The sequence below is a fragment of the Pseudomonas sp. LS2P72 genome, from assembly GCF_054897865.1.
In genome coordinates this window covers 1,012,009-1,028,573 of sequence record NZ_CM142708.1, presented here as the reverse complement: position 1 = coordinate 1,028,573, position 16,565 = coordinate 1,012,009, and the positions used below count along the sequence as shown (strand labels likewise).

10 protein-coding genes are annotated in these 16,565 nt (G+C 60.7%); 9 read left to right on the top strand and 1 reads right to left on the bottom strand.

Annotation, left to right across the window (positions count from 1 at the left end):
- Window positions 1-76 precede the first annotated feature (76 nt).
- On the bottom strand, window positions 77-2,026 hold the full coding sequence (locus ACYZUA_RS04670; protein ID WP_461963876.1) for a BCCT family transporter: 1,950 nt from the start codon (window positions 2,024-2,026) through the stop codon (window positions 77-79).
- A 379-nt stretch (window positions 2,027-2,405) separates the two neighbouring features.
- On the opposite strand from ACYZUA_RS04670, the gene betI reads away from it, so the two are divergent.
- The 9 genes from betI to yccS all read left to right on the top strand — a co-directional run bounded on the left by betI (window position 2,406) and on the right by yccS (window position 16,506).
- Complete coding sequence (gene betI / locus ACYZUA_RS04665; RefSeq protein ID WP_461962247.1) at window positions 2,406-2,999, top strand: transcriptional regulator BetI; 594 nt, start codon at window positions 2,406-2,408, stop codon at window positions 2,997-2,999.
- Window positions 3,000-3,107: 108 nt separating this feature from the next.
- Window positions 3,108-4,580, top strand: coding sequence for a betaine-aldehyde dehydrogenase (betB, locus tag ACYZUA_RS04660; RefSeq protein WP_461962246.1), 1,473 nt, complete (start codon window positions 3,108-3,110; stop codon window positions 4,578-4,580).
- 150 nt (window positions 4,581-4,730) lie between these two features.
- Entirely contained in the window at window positions 4,731-6,434 is a 1,704-nt protein-coding gene (betA, locus tag ACYZUA_RS04655; RefSeq protein ID WP_461962245.1) for a choline dehydrogenase, read from the top strand.
- A 291-nt stretch (window positions 6,435-6,725) separates the two neighbouring features.
- Complete coding sequence (locus tag ACYZUA_RS04650) at window positions 6,726-8,168, top strand: TldD/PmbA family protein (protein WP_461962244.1); 1,443 nt, start codon at window positions 6,726-6,728, stop codon at window positions 8,166-8,168.
- The gene (locus tag ACYZUA_RS04645; protein ID WP_461962243.1) at window positions 8,168-9,505 is read left to right on the top strand and encodes a TldD/PmbA family protein; all 1,338 of its coding nucleotides are present in this window, start codon (window positions 8,168-8,170) and stop codon (window positions 9,503-9,505) included. Before ACYZUA_RS04650 ends, ACYZUA_RS04645 begins: the two co-directional genes overlap by 1 nt.
- Before the next feature lie 246 nt (window positions 9,506-9,751).
- The gene (mdtD, locus tag ACYZUA_RS04640) at window positions 9,752-11,179 is read left to right on the top strand and encodes a multidrug transporter subunit MdtD (RefSeq protein ID WP_461962242.1); all 1,428 of its coding nucleotides are present in this window, start codon (window positions 9,752-9,754) and stop codon (window positions 11,177-11,179) included.
- Window positions 11,180-11,382: 203 nt separating this feature from the next.
- On the top strand, window positions 11,383-12,768 hold the full coding sequence (gene dbpA, locus ACYZUA_RS04635) for an ATP-dependent RNA helicase DbpA (protein ID WP_461962241.1): 1,386 nt from the start codon (window positions 11,383-11,385) through the stop codon (window positions 12,766-12,768).
- Between the two features lie 141 nt (window positions 12,769-12,909).
- Window positions 12,910-14,088, top strand: a complete 1,179-nt coding sequence (locus ACYZUA_RS04630; protein WP_461962240.1) for a BaiN/RdsA family NAD(P)/FAD-dependent oxidoreductase — start codon at window positions 12,910-12,912, stop codon at window positions 14,086-14,088.
- A 234-nt stretch (window positions 14,089-14,322) separates the two neighbouring features.
- Entirely contained in the window at window positions 14,323-16,506 is a 2,184-nt protein-coding gene (gene yccS / locus ACYZUA_RS04625; RefSeq protein ID WP_461962239.1) for a YccS family putative transporter, read from the top strand.
- The last annotated feature ends 59 nt before the right edge of the window (window positions 16,507-16,565 follow it).

Genomic DNA, 16,565 nt, shown 5'->3' with positions numbered 1-16,565 from the left:
GCCGTTCCTGTAGGAGCAAGGCTTGCCCGCGATGAACGCGACGCGGTGTCACTGAAACACCGCATCACCTCAATTTTCAGCTATAAACCCGGCCAAGGAGCTGCCGATGGCTTTCAAACTGATCGAGCACGTCACGGGTGATCTGATCCTGAGTGAAGCCCATCAAGTCGTAGTCCTGGCTGCCGTTATGCAGGTACACCTCGGCGCGGTAGTAACGTGCGCGCGGTTCATCAGCGCTTTCAGCAGACACCGTGTCACTCGCCGCCGCCAGATAACCGTCCAGGCTCACTTCGTAGACAAAAGGGTTGCCCTCTTCCATCTCGATCCGCACGCCCATGCAGCGTTTCGACTTGCCCAACAACGTCTGCACATCCAGACCCTGAGTGCGCAATTGCACAGCTGCATCTTCCAGTGCCGGGCTGACTTGCTTGTCCATGAAACGCTGAACAATCGACTGATTCGGCTGCAAGTCCAGCTGCGTCAAACGCTCGCTGAAACCACGACGACCACGGGCTGCGAGCTCCGCTTGTTCCTGTTCGATTTGCACGTCCTGGCGCATCGCCTTGTGCAAGCCGAACATGAAGAACACCAGCACCACCGAGAACGGCAGACCGGCCAGCACCACCATGGTTTGCATGGCTTCGAAGTTACCGGCGAACAGCAGGCCGATGGTCACCAGCGTGATCACCGCCGACCAGAAGATCCGCAGCCAGTTCGGGGCGTCTTCGTCGACGTTACCGCCCTTGCACGAAAGGTTGGCCATCATCACCGCGCCGGAATCCGCCGGGGTCAGGAACAGCACGAAACCGACAAAGATCGACACGCCGATCACGATCTTCGACGCCGGGTAGTGCTCAAGCAGTTGGTAGATCGCCATCGACGGCTGTTCCAGCGCCGTTTTGCCGAGTTCCACCGCCCCGTGGTTCATCACCAGGTCCAGGGCCGAGTTACCAAAGATCGACAGCCACGCCAGGGTGAAGCCCAGCGGAATCAGCAGCACGCCGGCCACCAGTTCACGCACCGTGCGACCACGGGAAATACGCGCGATGAACATACCTACGAATGGCGCCCAGGAAATCCACCAGGCCCAGTAGAACAGGGTCCACAGGCCCAACCAGCGTTCGGATTTGGCGTTGTCGGCTTCATACACATAGAGGTCGAAAGTCTTCAACACCACGCCGTTCAGGTAGTCACCGATGTTCTGCACGAAGCCGTTAAGCAGGTGCAGGGTCGGGCCGAACAGCAGGACGAAAATCAACAGACCACTGAACAGCACAATGTTCAGGTTGGACAGACGGCGAATGCCGTTTTCCACGCCGGACACGGCAGCGATGGTCGCCACGGTGCTCATCACGATGATCACGATCAGCAGGTTGGTGTTGTTGTGTTCCATGCCGAACAGGTTTTCCAGCCCCGACGACACTTGCAGCGAACCAATCCCCAGGTTCGTCACCAGACCCAGCAGGGTCACGAACATGCCGAAGCCGTCCACCGCATGACCGGCCGCGCCTTTGACCCAACGCTCGCCGACCAGCGGATACAGCGCCGAACGCAACGCCAGCGGCTGGTTATGACGGTAAGCAAAATAAGCAACGGCCAGGCCGACCAATGCGTAGATCGCCCAGCCATGCAGGCCCCAGTGCAGGAACGTCAGCTGTACAGCCTGACGTGCGGCAAGGTTGCTGCCGGCCACGCCTTCCGGCGGATTGAAGTAGTGGTCCAGCGGCTCGGAAGCACCGAAGTACAACAACGAGATGCCGATACCCGACGAGAACAGCATCCCCGCCCAGGCGCCGTAGCTGAAGTCCGGGGTGTCGTCCTTGCTGCCCAGTTTGAGCTTGCCGTAGGACGAAAACGCCAGGCCAACCACAAAAACCAGATAAGCGGCGATCACCACCATGTAGTACCAGCCGAAGCTGCGGGACAACCAGGCCTGGGCAATACCGAGCAATCTGCCGGCCTCTTGCGGGGCGATGATCAGAATGGCGGTCAACAACAGGATCAACGCGGTAGAGGTGTAGAACACCCAACCGTTGACCGTCACCTTCTCGGGTGGGGTCTTTATTAGAGAGGCAGAACTCATGGCACAGATGCTCCAGGCAGTGCGAGAGAAAAACACAAGGCAACGCGTTACCCGACCAATCGCTTAGTTGGCAGCCGACCAGCGGGTGATATAAAGACAGCCCGAAAAAAGCCCGAAGCCCGGGAGCGCCAATGCGCGTGGGTTTCGAGCGTTTTCGGATGTCGTTTTTCCGCCAACTACATGTAGGAAAAACCTGTAGGCAGCGACGAATTGTCGCAGATCTTATTCTTTGTTGATTGAACGTTCAATCAAAACAAAATAGACTGGCCTTCAATCCGATAGACGTTTCACGTCCGCCGGAAGGCCTAAGGAGATGTGCAAGATGCCCAAGGTCGGTATGCAACCCATCCGCCGCCAGCAATTGATCGAAGCCACATTACTGGCCGTCGATCAGGTCGGCATGGGGGACGCCAGCATTGCGCTGATCGCCCGTTTGGCCGGTGTCTCGAATGGCATCATCAGTCACTATTTTCAGGACAAGAACGGCCTGATCGCTGCCACGGCGCAGTATCTGATGAGTGTCCTCAGCGAGAACGTCACCGCGCGCCGTCAGGCGCTGGAGGACAGCAGCCCGCGGGCGCACCTCCAGGTGATTATCGAAGGCAACTTCGACGCCAGCCAGGTCAATGGCCCGGCAATGAAAACCTGGCTGGCCTTCTGGGCCACCAGCATGCACCACCCGTCTTTGCACAGGTTGCAGCGGATCAACGATCACCGTCTGTATTCCAACCTGTGCTGCCAGTTCCGCCGTGTATTGCCGCTCGAAGACGCGCGCAGTGCAGCCCGCGGTCTGGCAGCCCTCATCGACGGTTTGTGGTTGCGCGGCGCGCTGTCGGGAGATGCTTTCGACACCGGGCAAGCGCACCAGATCGCTTACGAATACATGGATTTCCAACTGGCCAAGCAGGTGAGTTAGAGCACACAGAACCGCTCAGCACCTGAACTGCCACTGACCAGCGTTGCCCAAGCTATAAGGCACGCCCGGTGGTTACCGCCAACCAACTTATGCTCTTGCGAGGACTATATGGCCCGTTTCGAACTGCAAAAACTTTACATCGATGGCGGCTACAGTGACGCCAGCAGCGACGCCACCTTCGAAGCCATCAACCCGGCTAACGGTGAAGTCCTCGCAACCGTACAACGTGCGACCCAGTCAGACGTTGAGCGCGCTGTAGTCAGCGCCGAAAAGGGCCAGAAAATCTGGGCCGCAATGACCGCCATGGAGCGTTCGCGCATCCTGCGTCGTGCCGTCGACATCCTGCGCGAGCGCAACGATGAACTGGCTGCCCTGGAAACCCTGGACACCGGCAAGTCGTTCTCCGAAACCAAGTACGTCGACATCGTCACCGGCGCTGACGTGCTGGAGTATTACGCAGGTCTGGTGCCGGCCATCGAAGGCGAGCAAATTCCGCTGCGCACCACTTCGTTCGTCTACACCCGTCGCGAGCCGCTGGGCGTCGTGGCCGGTATCGGCGCGTGGAACTACCCGATCCAGATCGCCCTGTGGAAATCCGCACCTGCCCTGGCGGCCGGTAACGCGATGATCTTCAAGCCAAGCGAAGTCACTTCCCTGACCACGCTGAAACTGGCCGAGATCTACACCGAAGCTGGCGTTCCGGCTGGCGTGTTCAACGTGCTGACCGGCAGCGGCCGTGAAGTCGGTACCTGGTTGACCGAGCACCCACGCATCGAAAAAATCTCCTTCACCGGCGGCACCGACACCGGCAAGAAGGTCATGGCCAGCGCTTCCGCCTCGTCGCTGAAAGACGTGACCATGGAACTGGGCGGCAAATCCCCGCTGATCATCTTCGACGACGCCGACCTCGATCGCGCCGCCGATACCGCGATGATGGCCAACTTCTACAGCTCCGGTCAGGTCTGCACCAACGGCACTCGCGTGTTCGTGCCGAGCCACCTGAAAGCCGCTTTCGAAGCCAAGATCGTTGAGCGCGTTGCGCGCATCCGCGTCGGCAACCCGGAAGATGAGAACACCAACTTCGGACCTCTGGTCAGCTTCGCCCACATGGAAAGCGTGCTGGGTTACATCGCCAAAGGTAAGGAAGAAGGCGCTCGCGTTCTCTGCGGCGGCAGCCGTCTGACCGAAGGCGAATTCGCCAAAGGCGCGTTCGTGGCACCGACCGTGTTCACCGACTGCACCGACGAGATGAACATCGTTCGCGAAGAAATCTTCGGCCCGGTGATGAGCATCCTGACTTACGAAACCGAAGAAGAAGTGATCCGTCGTGCCAACGACACCGAGTTCGGTTTGGCGGCTGGTGTTGTCACCAAGGACTTGAACCGCGCTCACCGCGTGATTCATCAACTGGAAGCCGGTATCTGCTGGATCAACGCCTGGGGCGAATCCGACGCCAAGATGCCGGTTGGCGGCTACAAGCAATCGGGTGTTGGTCGTGAGAACGGCATCAGCTCGCTGAACAACTTCACACGCATCAAATCGGTACAGGTCGAACTGGGCGATTACGCCTCGGTTTTCTAAGGCGATATCCGCTTCGCCTGCGAGGCCGTCATCGCCAGCAGGCTGGCTCCCACAGGAGTACGCATTCCAATGTGGGAGCCAGCCTGCTGGCGATCGAGTGCGCAGCACTCGTCAGGCCTGACCTGACCAACTTCAAAGAGGGTGCATTCAATGTCCCAAGAATTCGATTACATCATCATCGGTGCCGGCTCGGCCGGTAACACCCTGGCGACCCGTCTGACTGAAGACGAAGGCGTCACCGTCCTGCTGCTCGAAGCAGGCGGCCCGGACTACCGTTTGGACTTCCGCACGCAAATGCCGGCTGCTTTGGCGTTCCCGCTGCAAGGTCGTCGCTATAACTGGGGCTACGAAACCGATCCAGAACCACACATGGACGGTCGCCGGATGGAATGCGGTCGCGGCAAGGGCCTGGGTGGTTCCTCGCTGATCAACGGCATGTGCTACATCCGCGGCAACGCGATGGACTACGACAACTGGGCCAAACTGCCAGGTCTGGAAGACTGGGATTACCTGAACTGCCTGCCGTATTTCCGCAAGGCTGAAACCCGCGACATCGGCCCGAACGACTATCACGGTGGCGAAGGTCCGGTCAGCGTGACCACGCCAAAAGCCGGCAACAACCCGCTGTTCAACGCGATGGTTGAAGCCGGCGTTCAAGCCGGTTACCCGCGTACCGAAGACCTGAACGGTTACCAGCAGGAAGGTTTCGGTCCGATGGACCGCACCGTGACGCCGAACGGCCGCCGCGCCAGCACCGCTCGCGGTTACCTGGACATCGCCAAGAAGCGCTCGACCCTGACCATCGTCACCCACGCCCTGACCGACAAGATCCTGTTCGAAGGCAAGCGTGCGGTCGGCGTGCGTTACCTGATCGGCGCCGCTGAAGAGCGCGTTGAAGCCCGCGCCCGCAAAGAAGTGCTGCTGTGCTCCGGCGCCATCGCTTCGCCGCAGATTCTGCAACGCTCCGGTGTCGGCCCGGCCGAACTGCTGAACAAGCTCGACATCCCGGTGGTCCACGACCTGCCAGGCGTCGGCGAAAACCTGCAGGATCACCTCGAGCTGTACCTGCAATACGCCTGCACCCAACCGGTCTCGCTGTACCCGTCGCTGCTTTGGTACAACCAACCGGCCATCGGCGCCGAGTGGCTGTTCAACGGCACCGGCATCGGCGCCAGCAACCAGTTCGAAGCCGGCGGTTTCATCCGTACCCGTCCGGAATTCGATTGGCCGAACATCCAGTACCACTTCCTGCCGGTCGCAATTAACTACAACGGCAGCAACGGTGTGAAAGAGCACGGTTTCCAGGCGCACATGGGTTCCATGCGTTCGCCAAGCCGTGGTCGGATTCAGGCCAAGTCGAAGGATCCGCGCGAGTACCCGAGCATCCTGTTCAACTACATGGCCACCGAGCAGGACTGGCAGGAATTCCGCGACGGCATCCGCCTGACCCGTGAAATCATGCAACAGCCTGCACTGGACGCTTTCCGTGGCCGCGAAATCAGCCCGGGCATCGACGTGCAAACCGATGAGCAGCTCGACACGTTCATCCGCGAACACGCCGAAACCGCGTTCCACCCGTCCTGCTCGTGCAAGATGGGCACCGACGAAATGGCGGTGGTTGACGCTGAAGGTCGTGTGCACGGCATGCAGAGCCTGCGCGTGGTCGATGCCTCGATCATGCCGATCATCACCACCGGCAACCTGAACGCGCCGACGATCATGATCGCCGAGAAAATCGCCGACAAGATCCGTGGTCGCAAGCCATTGCCGCGTAGCAAGGCCGCCTACTTCGTGGCCGGTGATGCTCCGGTGCGTGGCAAGCCGTTGCGTGATGTGAGCCTTACCGCTCAGTAAAACCGTTACACCGAGGCGCGGCCAATCGCGAGCAGGCTCGCTCCCACAGTAGATCTCCAGTGAACACAGCATTTGTGAACACCCAAGATCAACTGTGGGAGCGAGCCTGCTCCGGGCGGCGTTCCGACGATGGGGCCCTGACAAACACCACACATCTCTCGGCTTTCCTTTTTCCTACGCCGATCCAAGCTTGATCCTACCCCCCACGCAGGCCTAATCTAGCGCCACGCCAACGTTTCACCCCCCTCGCAACATCGATACACCGCCACTCCATACCAAGGAGGTTCCCGAATGTTCGATTTCCACCCCCAGCTCAAGCAGCGTTTTGCTGCTTTGCGCACGGGCGCTGAATTCTTTTCGCTGCGTTATGTGCGCGAGTCCGGCCAGTACCTGTCGGTGCGCAAGAATGTCGCCGAACCTCCCAGCCTGAGCCGTGACGAAGGCGCGATGCTGACCGTTCGGGTCAACGGCGTCGAAGCCTACGCCGCGACCAATGACCTGTCGCAATCCGGCCTGCAAGCGGCGCTGGAACGAGCCGAGCAGCAAGCCCGCCGACTCAAGCCCCACGCCCTGCTCGACCTGCGCGAGCAAGCCGTTTCCAGCGACCGCGCCGATTACTTTTCGCCGAACCTCGACCAGCCCTTCCCGTCCCTGAGTGATTGCTACCAACTGCTCGGTGCCGAATCCGCGTCCGTGCCCAAGGACGAGCGACTGGTGAACTGGCAGGTGAGCATCGGCATCACTAACGTCGAGCAGATCTACCTCAACAGCGCCGGCGCCGAACTGCGCCAGGCCCAGCGGTTCGTCTACCCGAGCGTGGACGTCACCGCCTACGACGGCAATGACAGCCAGACCCGTACCTTGGGCCGCGAAAATTTCGGCCAACAAGGCGGCTTCGATGTGATCAGCCGCTGCGGCCTGGTCGGCGCCGGTCCGAAAATCGCCGATCAGGCGCTGCAGTTGCTGCTGGCGCCGAACACCCCGCAAGGCCCGCGCGACCTCCTGTTGATGCCGGACCAGATGATGCTGCAGATCCACGAGTCCATCGGTCACCCGCTGGAACTGGACCGCATCCTCGGTGACGAGCGCAATTACGCCGGTACCAGTTTCGTCAAGACAGAAGACTTCGGCAGCCTGCAATACGGCTCCAAACTGCTGAACGTGACCTTCGACCCGGACATCCCCGAGCAGCTAGCCAGCTATGGCCATGACGACGACGGTACTGCCGCGAGCAAACAATTCCTGATTAAAGAAGGCTTGCTGCTGCGCCCATTGGGCGGCGCGCTGTCGCAATTCCGTGCCGGTATGGAAGGCGTCGCCAACAGCCGCGCCTGCGGTTGGAACCGTCCGCCTATCGACCGCATGGCCAACCTGAACATCGAGGCCGGCGATCAACCGCTGGAGCAGATGATCGGCAACATCGAGCACGGCATCTTGATGAGCACCAACCGCTCTTGGTCCATCGACGATGCGCGCAACAAATTCCAGTTCGGCTGTGAATGGGGCCAACTGATCGAAAACGGCGAACTCAAAGGCGTGGTCAAGAACCCCAACTACCGGGCGATTTCCGCGCAGTTCTGGAAAAACCTCAGCGCCGTTGGCGATGCCAACTCCGTCAAGGTCCTGGGCACACCGAACTGCGGCAAAGGCGAGCCGAACCAGGTGATCCGAGTCGGCCATGCCTCGCCGGCCTGTGTATTCAGCAATGTGGATGTGTTTGGGGGAGATGCCTGATGAGCACTTCAAAAAATCAGGCCGATGCGTTCAAGGCCTTGGTCAATTGGCTGCGCGACGCGATTCGCGAGCCGGAGCAATTCACTCTAAGTTACGCCGCGGAATCGTCGGCCTTCGTGCGCTTCAACCACGCCAAGGTCCGTCAGGCCGGGCAGGTGCAGCAGGCGAGCGTCGGTTTCAAACTGATCAACGACGGCCGGCATGCCGACCTGAACATCACACTTTCCGGTGATGCTGAAGTCGATGTTCAGCGTCTGGCCGAAGGTCTGCAACAGCTGCGCGAAACCTTGCCGCTGCTGCCGCAAGATCCGTACCTGTTGCTCAACCACAACGGTTGGCAGAGCAAGAATGTTCAAGATCATCCGCTGCCGGACACCGAGCAGGTGGTCGCTGAAATCACCCAGGCGGCCGAAGGGCTGGACCTGGTGGGTTTCTACGCCGCCGGCCCGATCAGTCGCGGTTTCGCCAGTTCTTCGGGCGCGTTCGGCTGGCATCAGGCCAACAGCTTCAACTTTGATTTCAGCCTCGTCCATGACAACGGCCAAGCGGTGAAAGCCAGTTACGCCGGGCACGACTGGAGCAGCGAAGGGTTTGCCAAGCGCTTTGCGCAGGCACGCGAGCAGTTGGCGTTCCTCGGCAGACCGCAACACATCCTGGCGCCGGGTCAGTATCGCGCCTATCTGGCACCAGCAGCCTTGGGAGAAATCATGGACATGCTGGGCTGGGGCGGTTTCTCGGCGCAGTCGATTGCCAGCAAAAACAGTCCGCTGCAGAAGCTTTACGCGGGCGACAGTGCGCTCAGCCCGTTGGTGTCGGTGGATGAAAAGGTCAGCGGTTCGTTGAGCCCGGCATTCTCCGGCGAAGGTTATCCGCGCAACGATCTGGGGTTGATCGTCAACGGCAAGGCCGGCGCGCAGATGGTCAGTTCACGCAGTGCAGCCGAGTACGGCCTGACCGCCAACGGCGCCAGCGGCGGTGAAATGCCAAACGCGGTGAACATGGCGGCCGGTACGTTGCCTGATGCAGAGATTCTCAAGCAACTGGGCACGGGCTTGTACATCAGCAACCTGTGGTACCTGAACTACTCCGATCAGCCGGCGGCACGCCTGACCGGCATGACGCGGTTTGCGACCTTCTGGGTCGAGAACGGCGAGATTCAGGCGCCGGTGAGTACGATGAGGTTTGATGACAGTGCCTACAGTTTGCTTGGATCGCAGCTGGAAGCGTTGACCGAGGAGCGGGAGCTGATGTTGTCGGCCAGCACCTACAGCCAGCGGGCCACCGCGTCGGCGTTGTTGCCAGGGGCGCTGATCAGCAAACTGACCTTGACCCTTTAAACACATCACCCCAGTACACAGGGGATCCTGTGGTGAGGGGATTCTGTGGCGAGGGGATTTATCCCCGTTCGGCTGCGAAGCAGTCGTAAATTCGGCAAATGCGGTCTGTCTGATAAACCGCGTGTGCCAGTTTTTGGGGCTGCTGCGCAGCCCAACGGGGATAAATCCCCTCACCACAGAACCCCCTCCCCACAGAGGTCAGTGCCAGCCTTGACCTTGCATTAATTTCAACCCACAAGAGGTCCCATGCCCAACCGCCCGCCTCTCGACGCTGTCACCACCCGCTGGGTGCCGTGGGTTGTCGCCATCGCGTTCTTCATGCAATCCCTCGACGGGACCATCCTCAACACCGCCCTGCCCGCCATGGCCCGAGACCTGGCCGAAGACCCGCTGCGCATGCAGGGCGTGATCATCGCCTACATGCTCACCGTCGCCTTGCTGATCCCTGCCTCGGGCTGGATCGCCGACCGTTTCGGCACCCGGAAAATCTTCTTCGGCGCGATCCTGCTGTTCAGCCTCGGCTCGTTGCTCTGCGCACTGTCGAGCACCCTGAGCCTGCTGATTGGCGCACGGGTGATTCAGGGCCTGGGCGGCGCGCTGATGTTGCCGGTCGGGCGGTTAGTGGTGCTACGCGCCTACCCTCGCTCGGAACTGGTGCGGATCATGGGCTTCATCACCATCCCCGGATTGCTCGGCCCGTTGCTCGGCCCGACTATGGGCGGCTGGATGGTGGAATACCTGACCTGGCACTGGATCTTCCTGATCAACCTGCCGGTCGGCGCCGTCGGCTGCTACGCGGTGTGGAAATTCATCCCCGACCTGCGCGGCACCGAACGCACCCGCTTCGATAGCCTGGGCTTTTTACTGTTCGGCGCGGCGATGGTGCTGATCACCATCGCCATGGAAGGTCTCGGCGAATTGCACCTGCCGCACTTGCGCGTGATGTTGCTGCTGTTCGGCGGTATGGCCTGTCTGGCGGCGTATTGGTTGCGGGCCGGACACATCGAAAATCCGCTGTTCGCACCGTCGCTGTTCAAGACCCGGACGTTTGCCGTGGGCATCCTCGGCAACCTGTTCGCCCGACTGGGCAGCGGCGCCCTGCCGTTTCTCGTGCCGTTGCTGCTGCAAGTGGCGCTGGGTTATTCGCCGTCCCAGGCCGGGATGAGCATGTTGCCGCTGGCGGCGGCAGCGATGGTCGCCAAGTCGGTGGCGCGACCGCTGATCGAACGTCTGGGCTATCGCATCGTACTGACCGGCAATACGCTGGCGCTGGGGTTGATGCTGGCGAGCATGGGCCTGGTGAGCGAGCAAACGCCGTACTGGCTGCTGTTGGTGATGCTATCGATTCTGGGGGCGATCAACTCGTTGCAGTTCACCGCAATGAACACCGTAACCCTGATCGACCTCGACGACGCCAGCGCCAGCAGCGGCAACAGCCTGCTGTCGGTGGTCGCGCAATTGTCCCTGAGCCTTGGCGTTGCCTGTGCCGGCGCCTTGCTTGGCGGCTTCACGGCGGAGATCGGCAACGACGGCGTGGACACGGTTTTGGGCGCGTTCCAGCTGACCTTTGTAACGGTCGGGATCATGGCGATGCTGGCTGCAACGATCTTCTCGCAGCTTTCACCGAAGGATGGCCGACGGATGGTCAGCCGCGAACACGATATAGAGCACTGATCCGTAGCAGCTGCCGAGGCACGAGGCTGCGTTGCGTGTCCGCAGGACCGCCCTCGGGGGCCGCTTCGCTGCCCAACGGGGATAAATCCCCTCACCACGGCCTCGCGGGCTCGACAGCTGCTACACGCTACTCGTCCAGAACTTGCAGGTAGAGCGAGCGAGGCTGGTACACTGCGCGACATTTTGTTTTGCAGGCCAGTCCCGTGACCACCATCGCCACCGCTTTTAATACTTTGCCGCTGTCCGCCGCCATGCTGGCTAACCTCGACTCTTTGGGTTATGCCGAGATGACGCCGATCCAGGCGCAAAGCTTGCCGGTGATCCTCAAGGGGATGGACCTGATCGCCCAGGCCAAGACCGGCAGCGGCAAGACCGCCGCCTTCGGTATCGGCCTGCTGAACCCGATCAATCCGCGCTTCTTCGGTTGCCAGGCGCTGGTCATCTGCCCGACGCGTGAGCTGGCTGACCAGGTCGCCAAGGAACTCCGTCGTCTGGCCCGAGCCGAAGACAACATCAAGATTCTGACCTTGTGTGGCGGCGTATCCTTCGGCCCGCAGATCGGCTCTCTGGAGCATGGCGCGCACATCATCGTCGGCACCCCGGGCCGCCTTCAGCAGCACCTGCGCAAGGGTTCGCTGATTCTCCATGGTCTGAACACGCTGATCCTCGACGAAGCCGACCGCATGCTCGACATGGGTTTCTACGATTCCATCGAAGAAATCATTGCCCAGTGCCCGGAACGTCGCCAGACCCTGCTGTTCTCCGCCACGTACCCGACGGGCATCAAGCAGTTGGCCGCGAAGTTCATGCGCAACCCTCAGATCGTGAAGGCCGAGGCGTTCCACGACGACACGCAGATCGAGCAGCGCTTCTACGAGATTTCCCCGGAAGAGCGCATGGACGCCGTGGTCAAAGTCCTCGCGCATCATCGTCCGGCGTCCACCGTGGCATTCTGCTTCACCAAGCAGCAGGTGCAGGAAACCGTTGATCACCTGACCTCCAAAGGCATCTCCGCCGTCGGCCTGCATGGCGATCTGGAACAGCGTGACCGTGACCAGGTACTGGCCATGTTCGCCAACCGCAGCACCTCGGTGCTGGTGGCTACCGACGTCGCCGCGCGCGGTCTGGACATCGATGCGCTGGACATGGTGATCAACGTCGAACTGGCCCGTGATTCGGAAATCCACATCCACCGTGTTGGCCGTACCGGTCGTGCGGGTGAGAAAGGTATTGCGATCAGCCTGGTCGCACCGTCCGAAGCGCACCGCGCCCAAGCCATCGAGCTACTGCAGAATTCGCCGTTGAGCTGGGATCAGCTGGACAACCTCAAATCCCAGGGCGGCGCACCGCTGCTGCCGGTGATGAGCACATTGGTCATCGGCGCTGGCCGTAAAGACAAGGTGCGTCCGGGCGACATTCTTGGCGCACTGACGGGCGATGCGGGTATTCCGGGCGCTCAGGTCGGCAAGATCGCGATTTTCGATTTCCAGGCCTATGTGGCTGTTGAACGCGGAATCGCCAAGCAAGCCTTGCAGCGTCTGAATGACGGCAAGATCAAAGGCCGTTCGCTGCGCGTGCGTATCCTGTAAGAACAGCGCAACTCCCCCTGTGGGAGCGAGCCTGCTCGCGAATGCAATTTGTCAGTCGGCCTATAGGCTGACTGACACACCGCTTTCGCGAGCAGGCTCGCTCCCACATTAGTTTTGTGGTGAAACAGAGAGGACACCGTTTTGCGCTCTACCGAAGTCGTGATCATTGGCGCTGGCGCCGCAGGTTTGATGTGTGCGCTGACCGCCGCCGGGCGCGGGCGCAAGGTGATGTTGCTCGACCATGCGAACAAGGCCGGCAAGAAGATCCTGATGTCGGGCGGTGGCCGCTGCAATTTCACCAACATGTACACCGAACCGAGCAATTTCCTCTCGCAGAACGAGCACTTCTGCAAATCCGCCCTGGCCCGCTACACCCAGTGGGATTTCATCGGCATGGTCGCCAAACACGGCGTGCCGTACCACGAGAAGAAACTCGGCCAGCTGTTCTGCGATAACAAATCCAGCGACATCCTTGAAATGCTGCTCAACGAGTGCGATCAGGTCGGCGTCAGCCTGCACCTGGACACCTCGATCCAGCACATCGAGAGAATGGAAAGCGGCTACCTGCTGCAAACCACCCTCGATCAGATCACATGCGAATCCCTGGTCATCGCCACGGGCGGCTTGTCGATCCCGACGCTGGGTGCGACCGGTTTCGGTTATCAGGTGGCCAAACAGTTCGGCCACGACTTGCTGCCGACCCGCGCCGGGCTGGTGCCGTTCACCATCACCGATCAGCTCAAGGAGCTTTGCACCGAACTGTCCGGTACGTCGGTGGATTGCCTGGTGAGCTGCAATGACCAGAGTTTCCGCGAGAACATCCTGTTCACTCACCGCGGCCTCAGTGGTCCGGCAATTTTGCAGATTTCTTCGTTCTGGGAATCCGGCGACACGGTTGAGATCAATCTGATGCCGGACCACGACGTGCCGAGCTGGCTGCAACAACAGCAAACCGAACGTCCGAACAGCGAGCTGAAAACCCTGCTGGGGGAAATCTTCACCAAGAAGATGGCCAACCTGCTGGCAGACAACTGGTTCGTCTCCAAACCGATGAAGCAGTACACCCACGCGGAAATCGCCGACATCGCCGACAAACTGGCGAGCTGGAAAGTGGTGCCGGCCGGCACTGAAGGCTATCGCACCGCTGAAGTGACATTGGGCGGCGTCGATACCAACGAGGTGTCGTCCAAGACCATGGAATCGCTGAAAAGCCCCGGCCTGTATTTCATCGGTGAAGTGCTCGACGTCACCGGGCATCTGGGCGGTTTCAACTTCCAGTGGGCCTGGGCCTCCGGCTACGCTGCCGCGCAATACGTCTGATCGACCGCGTTATCTTTTCCCCCTGTAGGAGCCGAGCTTGCTCGCGATAGCGGTCTGACCGCCAACATCATTGTTGAATGTTAATCCGTCATCGCGAGCAAGCTCAGCTCCTACATTTAGGGAAGGCTCGCCAGGGAAGGAACAGATTTTGCTGTCAGATGTGATCGGCGCCATTGCGTCGGCGTCATTACTGGCTCAATTTAGCGTCATTGCCTCGGAAGGCCTTCGCACTTCATGTCATCGACCCCCTTTAGTCAGTCTCTGCGTCGCCTCTGGGCGCTGGATAAATTCAGCTACAGCGTGCGGGTATTCATCGCCCTGACCGGCAGCATGGCGCTGTGTTGGTACAAGGATGAAATGGGGCTGCTGATCCCGCTGTTCCTCGGGATCATCGCCAGCGCCCTGGCCGAGACCGACGACAGTTGGCAAGGCCGCCTTAACGCACTGGCCGTGACGCTGGTGTGCTTCAGCGTCGCCGCCCTCTCCGTCGAACTGCTCTTCCCCTATCCCATCGTCTTTGTCATCGCCCTGGCCCTGGCCAGTTTCGGCCTGACCATGCTCGGCGCCTTGGGTGAACGCTATGGCGCGATTGCCTCGGCGACGTTGATTCTGTCGGTCTACACCATGATCGGCGTGGACCAGCGCGGCGGTGCAGTCACCGATTTCTGGCACGAACCGGTGCTGCTGGTGGCCGGTGCGGCCTGGTACGGCTTGCTCTCGGTGCTGTGGCAGGCGATGTTTTCCAATCAGCCGGTGCAGCAAAGCCTGGCGCGGTTGTTCCGTGAACTGGGTTTTTACCTGAAGCTGAAATCGTCGCTGTTCGAGCCGATCCGGCAGATGGACGTGGAAGCGCGTCGACTGGAACTGGCGCAGCAAAACGGTCGTGTCGTGGCGGCACTGAACGCCGCCAAGGAAATCATCCTGCACCGGGTCGGCAATGGTCGACCGGGCTCGAAACTCAGCCGTTACCTGAAGCTGTACTTCCTCGCTCAGGACATCCACGAGCGCGCCAGCTCCTCGCACTACCCTTACAACGCCCTCGCCGATGCCTTCTTTCACAGCGATGTGATGTTCCGCTGCCAGCGCTTGCTGCGCCAACAAGGCAAGGCCTGCCGGGCGCTGGCCGAGTCGATTCAGATGCGCCAGCCGTTCATCTACGACGCGAGCTTCGCCGAAGCCCTGAGCGATCTGCACGCCTCCCTCGAACACTTACGCATTCAGAGCAATCCGGCGTGGCGCGGATTGCTGCGTTCGTTGCGGGCATTGGCGGCCAATCTCGGCACGCTCGATCGTTTGCTCAGCGACGCCAGCAACCCCGATGCCCTGGCGGACGCCACCGACAGCAGCCTGCTCGACCGTTCGCCCCGCAGCCTCAAGGACGTGTGGATTCGGTTACGCACGCAGCTGACACCGACGTCATTGCTGTTCCGTCACGCACTGCGTTTGCCCCTGGCCCTGAGCATCGGCTACGGGATGGTGCATTTGATCCATCCGTCTCAGGGTTACTGGATCATCCTCACCACGCTATTTGTCTGCCAGCCAAACTACGGCGCCACCCGCCGCAAACTCGGCCAGCGGATCATCGGCACCGCCATCGGCCTGACCGTGGCCTGGGCGCTGTTCGATCTGTTTCCGAATCCCTTGGTCCAATCGTGCTTCGCAATCGCCGCCGGCGTGGTGTTCTTTATCAACCGCACCACCCGCTACACCTTGGCGACGGCCGCGATCACCTTGATGGTGCTCTTCTGCTTCAACCAGGTCGGGGATGGTTACGGGCTGTTCCTGCCGCGGTTGTTCGATACCTTGCTCGGCAGCCTGATCGCCGGGCTGGCGGTGTTCCTGTTCCTGCCGGACTGGCAGGGCCGACGCCTGAACAAAGTGCTGGCCAACACCCTGACCTGCAACAGCATTTACCTGCGCCAGATCATGCAGCAATACGCCGCCGGCAAAAGCGACGACCTGGCGTATCGCCTGGCCCGACGCAATGCGCACAACGCCGACGCGGCACTGTCGACGACGCTCGCCAACATGCTGATGGAACCGGGGCATTTCCGTAAGGAGGCGGATGTCGGGTTCCGCTTCCTGGTGCTGTCGCACACCTTGCTCAGTTATTTGTCCGGACTGGGCGCACACCGGGAAACCCAGCTACCGCCCGACGTGCGCGAGCATTTGATCGACGGTGCCGGGGTGAAACTGGCCGCCAGCATCGATGAAATTGCCCAAGGGTTGGCGAGCAAACTGCCGATTGCGATTCAAAGCGATGAGGAAGAGGCACTGGCCAATACGCTGGAACAGATGCCGGACGAACTTGATGAAGGCCAACGGCTGGTGCAGACGCAATTGGCATTGATGTGCCGTCAGCTTGGGCCATTGCGGACGTTGGCAGCGCACCTCATCAAGGAAACGAGTGAGGTTTGAGATCTGCGGTGTCGGGGCCGGCCCCTTCGCGAGCAGGCTCGCTCCCACAGGGATTACCT